The organism is Microcoleus sp. S36a_B3 (assembly GCF_036700745.1).
GTDB lineage: Bacteria > Cyanobacteriota > Cyanobacteriia > Cyanobacteriales > Microcoleaceae > Microcoleus.
In genome coordinates, this window is record NZ_JAUBPN010000051.1 from 1 (window position 1) to 18,499 (window position 18,499).

The 18,499-nt window shown below is 44.7% G+C and carries 17 protein-coding genes; 14 read left to right on the top strand and 3 right to left on the bottom strand.

What is annotated here, in order from left to right:
- Positions 1-10: 10 nt before the first annotated feature.
- The 8 genes from QUA01_RS26355 (at position 11) to QUA01_RS26390 (ending at position 6,314) form a co-directional block, all read left to right on the top strand.
- Complete coding sequence (locus QUA01_RS26355) at positions 11-841, top strand: prepilin peptidase (RefSeq protein WP_333093469.1); 831 nt, start codon at positions 11-13, stop codon at positions 839-841.
- 61 nt (positions 842-902) lie between these two features.
- The gene (locus tag QUA01_RS26360; protein WP_194011668.1) at positions 903-1,145 is read left to right on the top strand and encodes a hypothetical protein; all 243 of its coding nucleotides are present in this window, start codon (positions 903-905) and stop codon (positions 1,143-1,145) included.
- A gap of 37 nt (positions 1,146-1,182) precedes the next feature.
- Positions 1,183-2,136 carry an acetyl-CoA carboxylase, carboxyltransferase subunit beta gene (accD, locus tag QUA01_RS26365; protein ID WP_333093455.1) on the top strand — a complete coding sequence of 318 codons (954 nt, stop codon included), beginning with the start codon at positions 1,183-1,185 and terminating at the stop codon, positions 2,134-2,136.
- 491 nt (positions 2,137-2,627) lie between these two features.
- Entirely contained in the window at positions 2,628-2,819 is a 192-nt protein-coding gene (locus QUA01_RS26370) for a translation initiation factor IF-2 (RefSeq protein ID WP_194011670.1), read from the top strand.
- Positions 2,820-2,968: 149 nt separating this feature from the next.
- Positions 2,969-3,457, top strand: coding sequence for a photosystem II cytochrome c-550 (gene psbV, locus QUA01_RS26375; protein WP_333093456.1), 489 nt, complete (start codon positions 2,969-2,971; stop codon positions 3,455-3,457).
- A 516-nt stretch (positions 3,458-3,973) separates the two neighbouring features.
- A complete protein-coding gene (psbV2, locus tag QUA01_RS26380; protein ID WP_333093457.1) occupies positions 3,974-4,474 on the top strand; it encodes a photosystem II cytochrome PsbV2 in 501 nt (166 codons plus the stop codon).
- Between the two features lie 127 nt (positions 4,475-4,601).
- Positions 4,602-4,940, top strand: a complete 339-nt coding sequence (gene petJ / locus QUA01_RS26385) for a cytochrome c6 PetJ (protein WP_333093458.1) — start codon at positions 4,602-4,604, stop codon at positions 4,938-4,940.
- Between the two features lie 366 nt (positions 4,941-5,306).
- On the top strand, positions 5,307-6,314 hold the full coding sequence (locus QUA01_RS26390; protein ID WP_333093459.1) for a CHAD domain-containing protein: 1,008 nt from the start codon (positions 5,307-5,309) through the stop codon (positions 6,312-6,314).
- A 234-nt stretch (positions 6,315-6,548) separates the two neighbouring features.
- Here QUA01_RS26390 and QUA01_RS26395 read toward each other — a convergent pair whose 3' ends face one another.
- Both QUA01_RS26395 and QUA01_RS26400 read right to left on the bottom strand, forming a co-directional pair.
- Entirely contained in the window at positions 6,549-7,046 is a 498-nt protein-coding gene (locus QUA01_RS26395) for a 2TM domain-containing protein (protein WP_333208124.1), read from the bottom strand.
- A gap of 256 nt (positions 7,047-7,302) precedes the next feature.
- Positions 7,303-8,877 carry an outer membrane protein assembly factor BamB family protein gene (locus QUA01_RS26400; RefSeq protein ID WP_333093461.1) on the bottom strand — a complete coding sequence of 525 codons (1,575 nt, stop codon included), beginning with the start codon at positions 8,875-8,877 and terminating at the stop codon, positions 7,303-7,305.
- 127 nt (positions 8,878-9,004) lie between these two features.
- Here QUA01_RS26400 and QUA01_RS26405 point away from each other — a divergent pair, with 127 nt between their 5' ends.
- From QUA01_RS26405 to QUA01_RS26430, 6 genes are all read left to right on the top strand, one after another.
- On the top strand, positions 9,005-11,092 hold the full coding sequence (locus QUA01_RS26405; protein ID WP_333093462.1) for a thioredoxin domain-containing protein: 2,088 nt from the start codon (positions 9,005-9,007) through the stop codon (positions 11,090-11,092).
- 281 nt (positions 11,093-11,373) lie between these two features.
- Complete coding sequence (locus tag QUA01_RS26410; protein WP_333093463.1) at positions 11,374-11,595, top strand: DUF4926 domain-containing protein; 222 nt, start codon at positions 11,374-11,376, stop codon at positions 11,593-11,595.
- 387 nt (positions 11,596-11,982) lie between these two features.
- A complete protein-coding gene (gene dxs / locus QUA01_RS26415) occupies positions 11,983-13,890 on the top strand; it encodes a 1-deoxy-D-xylulose-5-phosphate synthase (RefSeq protein ID WP_333093464.1) in 1,908 nt (635 codons plus the stop codon).
- A gap of 64 nt (positions 13,891-13,954) precedes the next feature.
- Positions 13,955-14,272, top strand: coding sequence for a hypothetical protein (locus tag QUA01_RS26420; protein WP_333093465.1), 318 nt, complete (start codon positions 13,955-13,957; stop codon positions 14,270-14,272).
- A complete protein-coding gene (locus QUA01_RS26425) occupies positions 14,269-14,637 on the top strand; it encodes an aspartyl protease (protein WP_333093466.1) in 369 nt (122 codons plus the stop codon). Before QUA01_RS26420 ends, QUA01_RS26425 begins: the two co-directional genes overlap by 4 nt.
- 7 nt (positions 14,638-14,644) lie before the next feature.
- Entirely contained in the window at positions 14,645-15,871 is a 1,227-nt protein-coding gene (locus QUA01_RS26430; protein ID WP_333093467.1) for an NAD(P)/FAD-dependent oxidoreductase, read from the top strand.
- 74 nt (positions 15,872-15,945) lie between these two features.
- Here QUA01_RS26430 and QUA01_RS26435 read toward each other — a convergent pair whose 3' ends face one another.
- Positions 15,946-18,369: a sulfotransferase gene (locus tag QUA01_RS26435; RefSeq protein ID WP_333093468.1), complete on the bottom strand. Its 2,424-nt coding sequence runs from the start codon at positions 18,367-18,369 to the stop codon at positions 15,946-15,948.
- Between the last annotated feature and the right edge of the window lie 130 nt (positions 18,370-18,499).

Sequence of the window (18,499 nt, forward strand, 5' to 3'; positions counted from 1 at the left end):
AGACAACTTAATGGAAATTATTTTTAATGTCCTTGTCACCGCGATCGTCTTGGTTGTCGGCTCGGCGATCGGCAGCTTCTTGAATGTGGTAGTCTATCGGTTGCCTGCGGGTTTGTCGGTGATACACCCTCCCTCTCGCTGTCCCAAATGTTTAAATCAACTCAGAACTTACGAAAATATACCCGTGTTCGGTTGGCTGTGGCTGCGGGGACGCTGCAATCACTGTCGCAGTCAGATTTCTGCCCGCTATCCGCTGGTAGAAGCAGCTACGGGTTTGCTGTTTTTGCTCATTTTTTGGCGGTTTGGGATAACAGTAAAAACTCTGGGGTTGTGGGCTTTTTTTAGCTGGCTATTGGCTTTGTCTTTGATTGACTGCGATACAATGACTTTGCCCAATTCTTTAACTCGATCGGGCTTGGTGCTCGGATTGGTTTTTCAAGTGGCCAAAGGTTGGTGGCCGACTTTTAGCCCGATCGACTCGGTACACTATCTGGTACTCGACGGTATTCTGGGAGCAGTTGTCGGGTTGTGGCTGTTTGATGCGATCGGACTTGCAGGTTCGATCGGCTTCGGGCAGACTGCTATGGGGATGGGAGATACCAAATTGGCAGCTTTGATGGGGGCTTGGCTGGGCTGGAAATACTTGCTGTTAGCGGGATTTATCGCCTGTTTCGCTGGAGCTTTTGTCGGCGGCGGGGCGATCGCCCTCCGATTGCTCGATCGGCGTCAACCCATGCCTTTCGGCCCGTTTCTGGCCCTCGGTGCAGCAATTACTGCTCTGTGGGGCGAAGCGATCTTATCTACTTACTTGCAGTTATTTTTCCCGAATTTTACTTTCTGATATGTCGGTACTCCGGCGCGATCGAACATAACATTGTCTCAATAATTGGTAAAATTGTTCCGTGTCTTGGATTACACTTACAACTACTAGCTTTCGCTGGGAAGCGGAATTAATGCAGCAGATCCTAGCTGCTCATCAAATCCCAGCTCGCATCGTTGACTTGGGCGTAGCATCTTATTTAGGAGCTGGAAGTGCTACAGCTTTGCAAGTTCTTCCAGAAGACCAGCGGACTGCATCGCTCCTCATCAGTCCCATTGAAGAGGAACCCGAATCTAACAGTCAACAGTCAACAGTCAACAATTAACAGTCAACAGTCAACAGTTAACAATTACCAAGTTTTAATGTCTCTATTTGATTGGTTTGCAAATCGAAGAAAATCTGTACCGAACTCTCAAGAACGGCCGGAACGGGAAATTGCCGACGGGCTTTGGAATAAGTGCGAGGCTTGCGACGCGCTGAGTTATACCAAAGACCTGCGAGCAAATCAAATGGTTTGCTTGGAATGCGGGCATCATATCAGAGTTTACAGCGACGATCGCATTGAACAGTTGATCGACCCCAATACCTGGATGCCCCTTGACGAAGGTCTCCACGCCACCGATCCCCTAAAATTTCGCGATCGCAAAAAATATAGCGATCGGCTGCGAGAATTTCAAGAAAAAACAGGCCACCTAGACGCGGTACAAACAGGCATTGGTCAACTCGAAAATTTGCCCGTCGCCCTCGGAGTCATGGAATTTCAGTTCATCGGCGGCAGCATGGGCTCAGTGGTCGGAGAAAAACTGACCCGCCTCATCGAACACGCCACGCGGGAACGTTTACCTGCGATCGTGGTCTGCTCCTCTGGCGGCGCAAGAATGCAGGAAGGAATGCTCAGCCTGATGCAAATGGCCAAGATTTCCGGGGCTCTGGAGCGCCACCGGGAAGCGAGACTGCTTTACATCCCAATTTTGACCCACCCGACCACAGGCGGTGTCACAGCCAGTTTTGCCATGTTGGGAGACATTATAATTGCAGAGCCAAAAGCTACTGTAGCCTTTACGGGCGGTCGGGTAATCGAGCAAACTCTGCGGGAAAAGCTGCCGGAAAATTATCAAACTTCCGAATATTCCTTCGCCCACGGTTTTGTAGACTTAATCGTACCCCGGACTCAATTAAAAAAAACTCTCGCTCAACTGATCGCTCTCCACCAGCCCCAGCCTTTCTTGGCAAAATCGGAATTTCCAGCCCTCGATGTCGGCGAGGGCCACCACGCTTTACCCGCACCTACTCACGCTCTCAAGCTTTCTCCCTAAGCTAAGCTGTAGCGCCCAATGACTTATTGTCGTCAAGAGATCGAAATTTTAGAAAAGAGTTCAAGCCCCAGATTGCATCTGTGGAGTAAATCTCAAATCTCAAATCTCAAATCTCAAATCGACTGATTGTCTGTTGGTGAGCCCGCCCAAGACCCAAATCTCAGAGGAATTGCCAAAAAACCCTGGTTTCTTGGCAAAACATCAAGTTTGGTGGCGAGAAATTCAGCCAAATACCGGGTTTTGAGCCCCGCGCGCTCAAGTCCTATTGATAATAAACACCCGGCAATGGGATGATATTAGTTGGAAGTTGATGGGCTATGAAGTTTGAGTGAGCAAAAATGCTTAGTGGTAGTTAGTGGTTAGTGAGCTGGCGATCGAACAAAATCTCAGAACAAACTAACAGATTGGGAGCTAACACCACTTTGTTAAATTGTCCAGCTTTCTGTCAATAGCCGTCAACTCAATTTTGACCAGTCAGCGACCTAAAAATTATGGGTTTTGCAGACCTATCTATCGCAGAAATAGCAGAAGACTTCGACGTCCCTGTTGAAGACGTGCTCCGCTTGTGCGACGAGTTGGAAATTGCCTACAAGCATCCTCAAACCCGTTTGGCTTTGGAAGATGTTAAGGCAATTATGTCCGCTCTCGAAAAAAGGCGCGACTCAAAAGGGATTCCAGATTAGATAGCAAAATTCCTCTACCTCGACGTTGGGGTACGGCTGCACAAATTTTTGCCAATTGTCGCAGCAGGAAGGAATTTTCAAGATCAATCTGTTTGCCGCCTACGCTCTTTTAGCGTTCAATAATTTGTCGGATTTTTTTAAGGAGAACCATGCTTAAAAGATATTTCATTGCTCTGACCGCTGTATTCTTGACATTTCAGTTATTTGTCAGCAGCGCGATGGCTATCGAACTGAGTCCGGAACTTCGCACTGTGACTTTAAATGACAAGGGCGCTCCGGTGGTGCTGAACCTCAAACAAGTTCAGCAAGGCAAACGCTTGTTTAACTCAGCCTGCGCTCAATGTCACGCTGGGGGAATGACAAAAACTGACCAGAACGTCAATTTGAGTCCCAAAACTCTGGCTTTGGCCAACCCACCCCGCAACAATATTGAGTCGCTGGTGGACTTTATGAAAAATCCCACCACTTATGACGGCTTTGAGGAGATTTCCGAGCTGCATCCGAGCATGAAGAGTGCGGATATTTTTGCAGAGATGAGAAATCTCTCAGAAGAGGATTTGTACGCGATTGCCGGTCACATTCTGTTGCAGCCCAAAATAATTGGCGAGCAGTGGGCTGGCGGTAAAGGCGCTCGTTAATTGATGTTAAATTTTAGATTTTGGATTTTGGATTGGGACAGGGCTGGGATTTGGCAAGCATTGCTGGCCGGTCGTTTTTCGCTCTAAAATCCGAAATCTAAAATTTACCAAAAAATTGGGTCTAAAGCCCCGTCCTTATAGGACGGCTTTTTATTCTTGGTCGTGATAATATTGTAATGTGGCTAGGGTATTCAACCACATTAAAAACCCAGTCGCCTGAAGGCAACGCACCTTGAAAACTGAAGTTATGGGCGATCGCGCAGAAAAGCTGGCGCGGGTAAAAACTTCGAGCAACAAGTACCAGAGAAACCAGTATTTTGGGTTTTGAATTGTACCGTGGGGCACACGGGAACAAGACTCTGCAATGAGTCGAAAGCTTGAGGACAGAACCATCTTGCGGTAAGTACAGGAAGCTGTACTTATTAAGTGGACTGAATGATACAAGAATCTCTGCCCTTCTAGGGCCCAGAGTTGTCAATTGTTACTCATTGATATCGCAAAAGGTTGTAGTGCGTCATGCAGCGTCCTGGTGTTTTTGTCTGCTTTTTGTTGGGAATTTTAATTATTTTGCCGCTGTTGTTGCTGGCACCTCAACCAGCCTTGGCTGCTTCTGATGCTTACGTGACTCGTTATTTGAAAGTCACCGAACCTGTGGCATTGGAATTGGACGCACAGGGAAACACTCGGTTATTTTCGGCTGAGGATTTGTCCTCCGGTAAGCGGTTGTTTGAGCAAAGCTGCCTCAACTGTCATGTTGGGGGAACAACTTTGCCGGATCCGACTGTATCTTTGTCTTTGACTGCTCTGGAGGGGGCAACGCCTCCGCGCACCAGCATCAATAGCTTGGTGGCGTATCTGAGAGAACCCATGACTTATGACGGTAGTGAGGAAACTTTTTGGTGCCGCCAAGTGCCGGAAAGCTGGATGCAGCAGGATGAGATTGAAAATTTGGCTGCTTTTGTGCTCCGGGCTGCTCAGAAGGCTCCGGGCTGGGGCGTGGATAATCTGGAGAGTTGAACGGCTTTTTGTCAAAAAGTGTAAATTACTAGAAAAATCCCGATCGCCACTGCGTGTTTGTGCCTGAATAAACAGGTAAAATAACTAAAGAATCACCTTCAAAGGTGTCCATTAGAGGAGAACTGCGTTGAAAAGACTCTTATCGATCGCCCTGTTAGCGATCGCAATTCTTACCGTCGGCTTCGGCCGCCCTGCTTTGGCCGGCGATGCTGCTAACGGAGCTAAACTCTTTAGCGCCAACTGTTCTGCTTGTCACATCGGTGGCGGCAACGTGGTTATGGCAATGAAAACCTTGAAAAAGGATGCTCTGGAAAAGTACGGCATGAATTCCATCGAAGCTATCACCACTCAGGTAATTAAGGGCAAAAATGCTATGCCTGCTTTTGGCGGCCGCTTGAAGCCCGAACAAATCGATGATCTCGTAACCTACGTGCTCGAACAATCTGAAAAGAACTGGAAAGGCTAAACTGCCTCTTTGAAGTCGGACAAGCTGGACTTGATTTAATTTAAAACTTGTCCTCCCGATCGCACCCTCTCTCTCTCTTTTGCGAATAAATATCGGTTTGCAGCAATCTTAACCTGTTTGGGAAAGCGCGCCACAAATCGGATTTTTATTTGCCCAAGCGCGAGGGAGGGAAATTCGATTTTAGATTGAAGATTTTAGATGTTAGATGGAAGATTTTAGATTTTGTATAAATTATCAAGTACCTTACATTAAGAATTATTATTGCTGGCGTATAAATAAAAATTCGGTGCTAGGATATAATGCCTTATTAGCTAAGCATTGAAATCACAAATAAAGTCGATCGCGAAAGTGGACTCTACATATATCATGAACGTAAAAACATCAGCAAAAGTTAAAACTCTCGGAGACGCAGCCTCTGGTGCGATCGAGAAATATTTTCGTAAAACAATAGCGCACGAGGCTGAAGTTATCAAAGACAAAGATGCAGAAGAACTTCATCAAATGCGCGTGGGATTGAGACGTTTGCGATCGGCTGTAACGGGTTTTGCTCCGGTTTTGGATTGGCCAAAAGAAGCTTCAGAACGCAAAATTGGTAAAGTGGGGCGGATTCTGGGAACGCTCAGGGATTTGGATGTGATGCTCGAAAGTCTCCAAAAACGCTATTACCCGAATTTGCCGACTGAAGAACAGGAAGTTTTAGATGAGGCTTTGTCGAGTTTGCTAAAACAGCGGCGCCGGGCTTTGAAAAAGGTGAGGGCTGTTTTGGAACAAAAAAATTACCAGTCGCTGAAAAAGTCGATCGAAAATTGGTTGGAAAAACCGCAGTTTCGGGCGATCGAACATTTGCCAATTGCTGAGGTTTTGCCAGATTTACTCTTACCTCAAGTCAGCGAATTTTTTCTGCATCCGGCTTGGCTGCTGAGCACAAAATATGAGGATGGCCAAGTTAAAGTTTGTGATGGTTTGAATGAGTCGGCTGTGGAAGAGAAGTTAACAGCGGAGGGAAATATTCTGCACGATTTGCGGAAGCAAGCCAAGCGGGTTCGCTATTTGATGAATCTATTTGATAATTTTTACGGCGAGACTTATGAAGCTTATGTGGATGATTTGAAAGCTGTTCAGGAATGTTTGGGCGATATTCAAGATTGTGAAGTTTTAGGTGAGTTTCTGACAGATTTTGTCGATCGCGATTTGCAAAAAGAGTTGCCGCAACTGGCTGGTTTATTGACCCAAAAGCGCTACGAAGCTTGGCAAAAGTGGCAGGTTGTGCAGAATAAGTATTTGAGATCGGAAGTTCGGCAAGGTTGGCGATCGACCTTAATTAATCCTGTGGTTGAAGATGCAGCTTCGGGAGATTCGCAGCCGGAAAGTTAGGTTTTTGGCGAGGAGAGAATGCGATCGACTGACGGGAGGGACTAAAAGATAGATATTTTTAGGGACACGTCATTGCAGTGTCCTTCATTATGTAACTCAATAAAGGGCGATCGCACTTGGGGATAGGTTCAAGAAAAAACCTTAACAATTACTCTTTCCAGTAACGAGTTAAAATCCGAATTACTTCACCAGTGTGAAGTAAAAAAGGGCGATCGCATTTTTTACCATAGCAAATCACGACTGTAACCACTTCATAAACTTATTCGTTGCAGTACCAATAGACTCTCCGACTTGTTTCTTCAAACGCCACCGCTGAAACGCTTGTTCGTAATCTTCCCCTTCAGTTTGATAAACATTCCAAGCATTCAGCGACAATCCTAAGCCCCACGTTAGTAAAATGAAAAGCGACCAAGAAAGCTCGTGCGATCCTGCTAGATTAAACAAAACTAGAAAACTATTGATAATGCCGTACTTTGTCACATTTTTACGCAATTTGCGACGACGGTAAGTGTTAAAAACCAGTTTTTCTTGAACTTCTCCTCTGGTGGCTAACCATTGCTGTTCCGCCACCACAATGTCCTGTTCGGAAATGCCCAATTCCGCTGCAATCTCGAACAACTGGACTCGGGAAAGTTCGCCTTCGTCTTGTCGGCGGGCGATCGCAATTTGCAGAATACCTTGAGCATCCTCTGAACCGTAAACTTGGCTTATTTGAGTTTCATTAGTTGCCATAGCGAGTTTCCTATAATATCCGGCATTATTTCTATCATACATATAACCGCAGTCAAACCGCAGGTAGGAAGAGATGGCGGATTTCAACACCCGGAAAATGCGGGGGCGAGTTGTGAGTTGACGAATTGAACCGAAAAGTATTGCTAATTGGGAAGTGCTAATTAGTAAATAACCCACCACTAACAACTAACAACTAACAACTAATAACTAACAACTAACAACCAATAACCAATAACCAACAACCAATAACTATTGACTAACCTAAAGTATACATCCACCCGTCTCTCGCGCAAATCCTGACAAGTCCGTCCCAAACAACAGGCGTGGCCTCAAAGGATAAACCAGGTTTAAATCTCCCCGATTCTTTTACTTTCAAACGGTAAAACTCGCCTTTAGCATTTTTCAAAGCATTTTTATCTCCAGACTTCGCTCGTTCCCACTTCAATTCAAACAAATAAACACCGTTGTATCCAGCACTAATTAGTTTATTGCCATCTGTAAAAATCGGAGTTGAGATTGAAGAGCCAATCTCTTGTTTAAAGACTATTATCGGAGTATCATAAGACTGATTTCGCCAAGGTACAGCAATTTTTTTACCTGTAATCATATCTTGGGAACCGATGTACAAATTGCCGTCTATCGCATTTGTGGCAAACAGCGCTGGAAACCCCCCAGGATTGTACTCGTCGTTCAACGCCACCGAACCAATTATCCCACCTTCCCAACTAGAAAGTCGGCGGTTTCCAGTTGGCAAAAACCATTCGACACTGGCATTCGGTTCCTTGTTCGGATTCAGTTTCAGGACTCCGCCTTTGCCCTGAATGTATTGTTTTTCAATCGCACAAAATAGTTTACCGGATTTAGAAATTACAGCACTTCCATCCAAATCTGAACCTGTATAAAAATCCCAGACTATCTTTTTACTGGCAATGCTAATACCGTAAATGTGACCGGAACCTGCAGCTATAAATATTCGATCTTTGAGCCTTGATGGCGATGACTCCGCTACCAAGTTGCCGCCGTGCTTGCCGATATCTGCTGCTGCATAAAGTTGTACTTCTGACAAGATCTTTGGCTGTTTAATTCCTTGTTTTAGCTTGGCATTGCTTGTGGAACTATCGAGAAAATAGCCGATCGCATTTTCGCCCGCATTGAACAACACGCCACCGCCGATGTCCAAAGCACTGCTATCGTTATCTTGGCTGTAGCTGGGCGTTTTCCTGATGTCCAGCTTCCAAATTTCCTTGCCAGTTCTAAAAGATATTGCCCTAAAACTCGGCACCACACTTTTGCCACCACCGCCGCTGCGGCTGCCTTGCAAAATCACAATTCTGTTTTCAGCGCTGGCTTTTTCATCGATATAAATTGTTGATGAACCTTTGATTATATCATCAAACTTATAGCGCCACACTTCTTTATTGGTAGCAATATCTATTTTTCGCAAATTGTGGTCAAAAGAACCTATAATTAAATAAGTTTTCCCCCGGTCTCTGGTAATTGTTGGCTGTCCAGTCCAACCCGCGCCGCTCCAAATTTGCGATCGCCTTCCCAGAAAAGTCCGTCCGCTTCCTAGCTGAAATTTATCGATTAATTTCAAGTTTTTCGGAACACCTCTGCCGTAGAAACGGCGCTTGTCGTTACCTAAAAATGTCGGGACTAATAATTCTATTTCTGGGTCTGCTTTTGCCAGAGCATTGTTAATATTAGTTTCTAATAAAGCTTGTTCCGAGGATGCAGTTTGGTACAGTTTGAGAACAGCAGGAGGAACAGCAGCACTCAGCAAAAATTGTCCTAGCTGTTGATTGAAGGTTCTGCGAGATGATAAACTCATGTTAGAGCGAGATAATCAGCAATAATATTAAAACATAATTATCAGCAACAACTCAATTAAAACAGATCGCGCTAAACTGCTAAATAACTGACAAGCTTACTCAGTACGAGTTAAAGTATATTTGATTATGGTGAACCGTCTTGCTCAATCCCAAAGCCTTTACCTGCGGAAACACAGCGAAAATCCGATCGACTGGTGGCCCTGGTGCGACGAAGCCTTAGAAGCGGCCCGGAGCGAAAATAAACCGATTTTCCTGTCAATTGGCTACTCTAGCTGCCACTGGTGTACGGTGATGGAAGGAGAAGCATTTTCCGATCGCGCGATCGCCCAATACATGAATTCGCAGTTTATACCGATCAAAGTCGATCGCGAAGAACGCCCGGACATCGACAGCATATATATGCAAACCTTGCAAATGATGACCGGTCAAGGTGGTTGGCCGCTCAACATTTTTCTCACTCCCGACGAGCGAATTCCCTTCTACGGAGGCACTTATTTCCCCGTAGAAGCCCGCTACGGGAGACCAGCATTTTTAGAAGTTTTGCAAGCAATTCGCCGCTTTTACGACACAGAAAAAGGCAAAGTAGAAGCCTTCAAAGCAGAGATTTTAGGCAACCTCCAACAGTCGGCAGCGCTGTCAGGGGTAACCACCGAATTAAATCGCGAAATTTTTCAAAAAGGCTTAGAAACTACCACCGGAATTATTGCCGGCAGCAACCCCGGCCCCAGCTTTCCGATGATACCTTATGCTGAGCTAGCACTGCGGGGAACGCGATTTAATTTTGAATCAAAATACGACAGCAAACAAGTCTGCACTCAGCGCGGATTAGACTTAGCATTGGGCGGCATTTACGACCACGTAGGAGGCGGATTTCACCGCTACACCGTTGATGCGACTTGGACTGTGCCACACTTTGAAAAAATGCTCTACGACAACGGTCAAATTGTTGAATATTTGGCGAATTTGTGGAGCGCGGGAATACAAGAACCCGCTTTTGAAACTGCGATCGCGCGGACAGTAGAATGGTTGAAGCGAGAAATGATTGCGCCAACAGGCTATTTTTATGCTGCACAGGATGCTGACAGTTTTAACACTTCAGAGGAAGTTGAACCGGAGGAAGGAGCGTTTTATGTTTGGAGTTACGACGAACTGGAACAACTATTAACTGCTGAGGAATTGGCAGAAATTCAAGAACAGTTTACTGTGACTCGTGGCGGCAATTTTGAAGGCAAAAATGTATTGCAGCGCTACCAGCCCGGAAAACTCAGCGCCACGGTAGAAACAGCTTTAGCTAAACTTTTTGCTGTTCGCTACGGCGGCAATCCCGATACTGTGAAAACCTTTCCCCCAGCCCGCAACAATCAAGAAGCTAAAAATGAAAGTTGGCCTGGTAGAATTCCGGCAGTTACTGACACGAAAATGATTGCTGCTTGGAATAGTTTAATGATTTCGGGTTTGGCGCGGGCGGCGGCTGTTTTTGGCAATTTGGACTATCTGGAATTGGCGGTGAATGCTGCTAATTTTATTTTAGACAATCAGTGGCAAAATGGGCGGTTTCAGCGGCTGAATTATGACGGACAATCGGCGGTGGCTGCACAGTCGGAAGATTATGCTTTGTTTGTGAAAGCTTTGTTGGATTTGCATCAAGCGAGTTTGAATTTAGGCAATGGGGAAGCAGCACAGCCATTGCCTAATTCTCAGTTTTGGTTGGAGAAAGCTGTGCAGGTGCAAGAAGAGTTTGATGAGTTTTTGTGGAGCGTGGAATTGGGAGGGTATTACAATGCTGCTAAGGATGTGAGCGGAGATTTGTTGGTGCGGGAACGCAGTTATATAGACAATGCAACTCCGGCGGCGAATGGAATTGCGATCGCCTCTTTGGTTCGCTTGGCCTTGCTGGGCCAGAATTTAGAATATCTCGATCGCGCCGAACAAGCTTTGCAAGCTTTTAGCAGTATTGTCCGAGATGCTCCCCAAGCTTGTCCGAGTCTGCTTTCGGCGATCGACTGGTATCAGCATTCTACCCTGATTCGCACTTCGCCCGACCTGATTCCTGGGTTAATTTCGCAGTATTATCCGACTGCTGTTTGTCAGATTGAGGTGGATTTGCCTGAAGGTGCGATCGGGTTAGTTTGCGAGTGTTTGACTTGCAAAGAACCTGCGAAAACTCAAGAGATGCTGTTAGCAGAAATTCAGCAAAGTCAAACGCGAGGATAAAACAAAAAGGACTGAATTCCTGACTGCGAACCTGTTTTACTCGTTGACTCGTCACTAGGCTTTACTCGTTACTAGGCAGAGCCTAGTAACGCAGATCTGCAGGCTCTGCCTCCAATTTCCGAAGCGAGGCAGAGCCTCTGGATATAGGTTCCTTTAGCTGGAGCCTGGGAACCAGTTAAACCCCTCAATTCACCAATCCCTCAATGTAAAATCTAAAATCTCAAATTTCAACTCCTTACCTTTTTTAGAAAAGCTATATTCCGTGAAAGAGGTATCTAAAAATGAACTTCACCATCAAACTGCTTGATGTCGTTGCATTACTAGAAGATTTACCAGGACAGGGCTTATATCGGGGTCAAGTGGGAACAGTAATTGATGAATATGATGCAGAATTTGTTGAATTTGAGTTTAGCGATTTGCAAGGTTGTACCTACGCGCTAGAAGCCCTTAGCAAGTCGCAGTTAATGATTTTGCATCACAGTCTGCTGGCAGAAACCAAATAGCTAAAAACTCAACCATTATTACAAAAACAAGTTTTAAATCCCTAATAATTCCATTCTTTACAAACAATACAGCGGTGGGCAATATCCGAACTTATACAGAATAAGTTATGGCCAACTCTACAATCTAAACTCTACAATCTAAAATTGTATAATCCCCGTGCAGCTAACAGTTACCCCTCAGCAGCTAAAAACATAAGCTTTTTTTATATTGACTGAACCGAATTTATTAACTATAATTACCAGGCCAAAAATAACAAAAATTTTACGCCTAACAATTTTCTCAAATAACAGGTAAACTATTCTAACGTTTGCCCGTACCGAACGCTGCAGGCAAAACCTATATCTGTTAAGCATTCGTCCTAATTCTTAGGAGCAGGATTTTAAAATATGCATCTCAGCGAACTGACTCATCCAAACCAATTACACGGCCTGTCGATTCATCAACTCGAACAAATTGCCCGACAAATTCGAGAAAAGCATTTAGAAACAGTAGCTGCAAGTGGTGGACACCTAGGCCCTGGATTGGGTGTAGTCGAACTCACCTTAGCACTGTACCAAACCCTAGACCTCGATCGCGACAAAGTTACCTGGGATGTCGGCCACCAAGCTTATCCGCACAAATTGATCACCGGCCGCTACAACCAATTCCACACCCTGCGCCAAAAAGACGGCGTTGCAGGCTATCTCAAGCGCTGCGAGAGCAAATTTGACCACTTCGGCGCCGGTCACGCCTCCACGAGCATTTCCGCAGCCCTGGGAATGGCAATGGCGCGCGACCTCAAAGGCGAAAACTTTAAAACTGTAGCAGTCATCGGCGACGGTGCGCTGACGGGCGGCATGGCACTCGAAGCGATCAACCACGCGGGCCATATGCCGAAAACCAATTTGTTAGTTGTGCTCAACGACAATGAGATGTCAATCTCCCCCAACGTCGGCGCAATTACCCGCTATTTAAACAAAATGCGCTTGTCGCCACCGGTGCAGTTTCTCAAAGATAACTTAGAGGAACAATTCAAACAAATTCCCTTTGTTGGCGAAACTTTTACTCCAGAAATGGAACGCATCAAAGAAGGGATGAAACGCTTGGCTGTCTCGAAAGTTGGAGCTGTAATTGAAGAATTGGGCTTTACTTACATGGGCCCGGTAGATGGACACAATTTGCAAGAGTTAATTACCACTTTCAAACAAGCTCATACTATCCAAGGCCCTGTGTTAGTTCACGTTGTGACGGTGAAGGGCAAAGGATATGCGATCGCCGAAAAAGACCAAGTAGGATATCACGCCCAAAATCCCTTTAACCTCGCCACCGGCAAAGGCATTCCCTCCACCAAGCCCAAACCTCCAGCCTACGCGAAAGTCTTTGCCCACGCTCTAGTCAAGCTAGCAGAAGACAATCCAAAAATTGTCGGCATTACTGCTGCAATGGCAACCGGAACTTGCCTGGACAAACTTCAGGAAAAGCTGCCGAAACAGTACATTGATGTTGGCATTGCCGAACAGCACGCGGTGACTTTATCGGCTGGTTTAGCCTGCGAAGGAATGCGCCCGGTTGTCGCAATTTACTCTACCTTTTTGCAGCGGGCTTACGACCAAATAATTCACGATGTCTGCATCCAAAACTTGCCTGTTTTCTTCTGTTTGGATCGCGCCGGAATTGTCGGCGCAGACGGCCCCACCCACCAAGGAATGTACGATATTTCTTACTTGCGGTGCTTGCCAAACATGACAATTATGGCTCCCAAAGACGAGGCAGAATTGCAGCGGATGGTAGTCACGGGAATCAACCACACGAGCGGCCCGATCGCGATGCGTTACCCGCGCGGCAACGGTTACGGTGTTCCTCTGATGGAAGAGGGTTGGGAAGAATTGGCGATCGGCAAAGCCGAAATTCTCCGCAACGGCGACGACGTGCTGATATTAGGTTACGGTTCAATGGTTTATCCGGCAATGCAAACCGCCGAAATGTTGAGCGAACACGGCATCGAAGCAACAGTCATCAACGCGCGTTTTGTCAAGCCTTTGGATACAGAATTAATCTTGCCTTTAGCACAGCGAATCGGCAAAGTTGTCACAATGGAAGAAGGTTGTTTGATGGGCGGTTTCGGTTCAGCAGTAGCCGAAGCTTTGCTAGATAATAATGTTCTTGTTCCAGTGATGCGCTTGGGTGTACCTGATACATTGGTAGACCACGCAACACCGGATCAGTCGATGGCAACATTGGGGTTAAATCCGTCGCAAATGTGCGATCGCATCTTAGCACAATTCAGCCGCAAACAATCACCCGTTAGCGTCTAATTAGCTAGAATTGTAGGGTGCAGCGCACCTTACAATTCTATACTGCACAAAAGGAGAATCAACAATGACTAATCTCAACCCAACTCGCAGAGTTCCCCGCAGAAGATTGCACCCAAAACGCACGCTTTCTCCAGAAGAGATAGCTCAATGGTATGCTGAAAGAGCCGCATTTCGGCAGCGGTGTCAACCTATATTCGATCGCCTAAGACCAGAATTGATTAAAACCCACTACAACTGGTACATGGCAGTTGAACCAGACAGTGGGGAATATTTTATCGAAAAAGATTCGTTAGCTGCTGGAAAAATATGTCGCCAAAAACATCCTAATGCGATCCCGCACGTCTTTAGAATCAATGAAACTGGAGTTTGTGGCACGATATGATGGAAAGAATATTTGGCGATCGGGACGAGCTATTTTTTGAAATTGCATTGATTGCTGATAACGGCTTAGAATTACCTGTTGATGCTCTGCTTGATACAGCTTTTTCGGGCTGGTTAGCAATGGAAATTCAGGATTTAGAGGGGCTTGATTGGACTTATGTAGAAAAAGAAACAATGCGAACAGCTAAGGGAGAATTTGATTTCGAGATTGATGCAGGAAAAATTACAATTGATGAGCAAGATTTTGACATTCCCGTTCATGTAGGCGCGGGAGTACCGGAAATTTTAATCTGTCGCCAATGGCTAAAAAATCGGCGGTTAGTAGTTGATATGTCTGCGGGTATTTTGACATTGGAAGCGATTTAAAAGCAAAATGAACTTAAAAAATTTTGATATAGTAATAGTAGGAGCAGGCCCAGCAGGCGGTCACTGCGCGAGAATATTAGCAAAATCCGGCCGCAAAGTCTTGCTTGCCGAACAAAACGACAATTTTAATAAAAACGACTTTTCCAGCGCCGCCACGCCTTTAGAAACCCTCTCTCAATTCGATTTACCCGAATCAGTAATCGGCAGTTTTTGGCACAAACTGACTATTGAAACTAGCAAAGTCAGTCAAACTTGGGAGTCTCCCGAAAAGTTGGGAGTTGTTCTCAATTTTGCTAAATTTAGAGCTTTTTTAGTCGAGGAAGTTGAGCGATTTGGCGGTGAAGTTTGGCTTGGTTGTCGCTACACCGGACATTCGCAAGTTAACGGCGAAACAATCGTAAAATTTAAACAGCTATCTGACGGTCAATCTGTCAAAGTTAGCACTAAAGTTTTGGTTGATGCTACGGGTTTTGCTAGGGCGATTATGTACGAAAAAGAAAACGATAAGCCAGAGTTTTTATCGGGAACCGGTATCGAATATTTAATTGAAGTAGAACCGGAAATTTATCATAAATATGCCAATGATTTAATCTTCTTTTTGGGCGATAAATGGATGCCGAAGGGTTATTCTTGGATATTTCCAATGGAACAAAACAGGCTAAAAGTTGGTGCGGGCCGCATTTTTTTAGATCCGAAAACTGTGAAAAGTTTGGAACCTTTGAAAAAATATATCGATTTGCTGATTGATGAATATCTGAAGTCTAAAAATTATACAATTATTGACAAACATGGTTCCACTCTGAAGTACAGTCAGGGTTTGCAGGATATTTATTACAAGGATAATATAATTGCGATCGGCGATACTGTCTCCACTGTAAATTTTTTGGGCGGCGAGGGTATCAGACACGGGATGGATGGTGCCGAAATTGCGGGGAAATACATTGAAAAATATTTGGACGGGAAAATATCGGATTTTGGAGATTATGAAACCCAAATGCACCGCAAGTTTGATAAAAAATGGCATATTTCCGAAAGGTTGGCGGTGAGAAAGTATATCGATGATGTTAATGATGAGCTTACAGACAAGGTAATTTCTTACTTAAAGTACATGAAAACTGATGATGTGATGGATATTTTATTTTATTATAAGTTTGAGAAGATTTATAGAGGATTTGGCGGTTATTTGGGGCGGAAATTTCAGGGTTTGGTGCAGCGGCTGAGAAAAAGTTTCTAGTAATGATCTAAATCGTCATCAAGTTGGTTTGTAGTGAGGACTTTATTCCTTCCGAATGCGAACTCAACTCCTCACTACGAACCTAATTTTAAGGGATTTTCCTTTGTGATTTGAATGCGGGGTAGCGACATTAAAGAATCGTCTAAGCTGCTAAACTTTGACCTATACGATACACCAAAAGTATACCCAGTCGCCCCGATTAAATGTTCTACAATTTTATCGACATCGCCATAAGGATAGGCAAAACATTTAACAGATTTCTCTAATCCCTGTTCCAAAATAGCGCGAGATTTTGCCCCCTCACGCACAATTTCTGTGGGCGACAAGGTAGTTAGAGGTTGATAGGTAGCAGACATCGAACCGAATTCAATTCCTGCATCCCGCAGTTGTCTAATTTCTGGCCATCCCATTAACTTTACTTCTTCACCTTCGGCTTTTTCCCAACTATTTGTCTTTCCAATCGACTCGGCTACTAAAAAAACAGTTGCTGTAAAATCATAGCGTTTTAGCAAAGGCCAAGCATATTGGAAAAAGTCGAGATAGCCTCCGTCAAATGTCATCAATACGGCTTTACCCGGTAAAGGAGTTTTATCCCGTTTCGCATTTTGCCAATTTTCCCAACTCGCACTGTAATAACCTTTTTCTTGTAAATCCTGTAGTTGCTGTTCAAAAAAGTCGGGAGTAACTGCATTTAAACCATCGGGAGAAATGCGGCGGTAGGCGAGAATCGGCAGTTTTTCTGTGACGCTGTTATTGTTAAAATTTTGAGGTGGTGCTGGGTTAGCAACTTCTCGATAAGGCGATTTTTTCCCGATGATTTCTGGTGCATAAAATACTTGTTTTTGTAGCTCGTTTTCTTGGGGAATTTCCATTGTTGTTTCCCCAGCGATTGCTGCGGCTGATGCGATTTCTCGCAGCGCCGCGGCTGGGAATGCGGCGCGACGGCTGATACTGGTGCCGATCGCACCCGATCGCCTGCTGAACATCACTGCATTTGGCGGATAAATACCACCAGCACCCTCTGCATTCAACCACTCGGGCTGATTCGACCTTTGGCGGGCAGCAGAGGCTAAGCGCGATCGCAGCGATTGCTTACCGTCGAGCGGTTTTCCCAGCAAAGCTTCTCGCACGGTGGCGACGCACAACTCAAAACCGCTATTTCGAGTAATTGTCGATCGCAATTTTTGAGCAGAAACGAAATTATTTTCCACCGCAACCGTGACAATACCGACAGCAACGCCGCCTACTTTCACCAGGACATCTATTTCAGAAAGCTCAACTTTTATATTAGGTAATTCTTCACTAACTTCTACAGCAATTAAATCTTTTTCGAGCGTAATTGTTGGGACTTCTTCGGCTATTTCTGGCTTGTAGAAATCATCCAAATGCCAATGCGAACGCCCCCATAATTCTTGCAAAAATAGCGCCCAGTCATGTTTGGCGCGCAACGGTTGCAGCAAAGTTTCCCACAATCTATTACCTTTTTCGCAGCGATTGCGTTGAAAGTAGCGATCGAGAATTTGCCAAGCAAACTGGGCTGCGATCGCATCCGCCAACACCGCACCCGCCACAATCCCGTCGCAGACTGGCAATTCCACAACACCGAGTTTAATGCCTTCTAATTGAATTGTACAGTGCAGGCGATCGCATATTTGCAAAGTGTAAATATCCGAAATTGGTTCGCTCACTTCTACTACGGCTAATTTCCACACAAATTCATCGTTAACTCGCTTAACTTTATCTAAAACATATTTAATTTCATTGAGGGTCAAAACTCTATGATATTTATGAACATTATTACTTTTAATATCTCTCTCAATACCTTGGTGCCAAGGTAAACTCAGACTGAGATTCGCAGCTTTTTCTTTATAATTAACCAGCATTTTTTCATCATACGGAATGCCCATAAAATAACAAAGATGTCCTAAAATTTGTGCTTTATTATCTAAAAGATCCTCATATTTTACCAAGATATGATGAGATTTATTAGCATATTTGTGGCTGGTTAATATCGCGTGTCTCCAGCGCTCGAAACAGTGGTCTAAATCCCAACCATCACCCCATAATTCGGTAGAATTCCTAGTGACATCATACAAAGAAGCTATTGTATCCATACTGTTTCGCAAAATATGAATAAATTTTGCATCCGGCAATAAACGCTCTATATCTTGAATAAAATATATATGCTCCGGCGTTTTTTCCAGCCAAATACTTTTGTTTTGTTCTGCCGCCAAACCATCCAAAACTCCGACAAACCAACGAGTTTTAGTTTCGACGGTTTGACTGTCATCAAAACCTTTTAAAAGTTCAGGACGCTTAATCTCATCTCTAAAAAAAGCTTCCATCCTACTTGGCAACTTTCCCGCAAACTGATCGTACAATAAATAGTGAAAAAATTTAGATTCAGGAAAAGAGATAACTTCTGGATGAGCCGCTAATAAACTTTGAAGGATGGTTGTACCGCTTCTCGGCGAGCCTATTAAAAATATCCGTTTCATTTTTATAGCTAATAAAGGGTTTGTGAATTAGATTTTTTTTACGAACTGCAGAGAGCGCAGAGGGCACTGAGGAAGAGAAGAAAGAGGTATGATTGATGTTCATCTCTGGGATCTCTGCGGTTAAAAACTG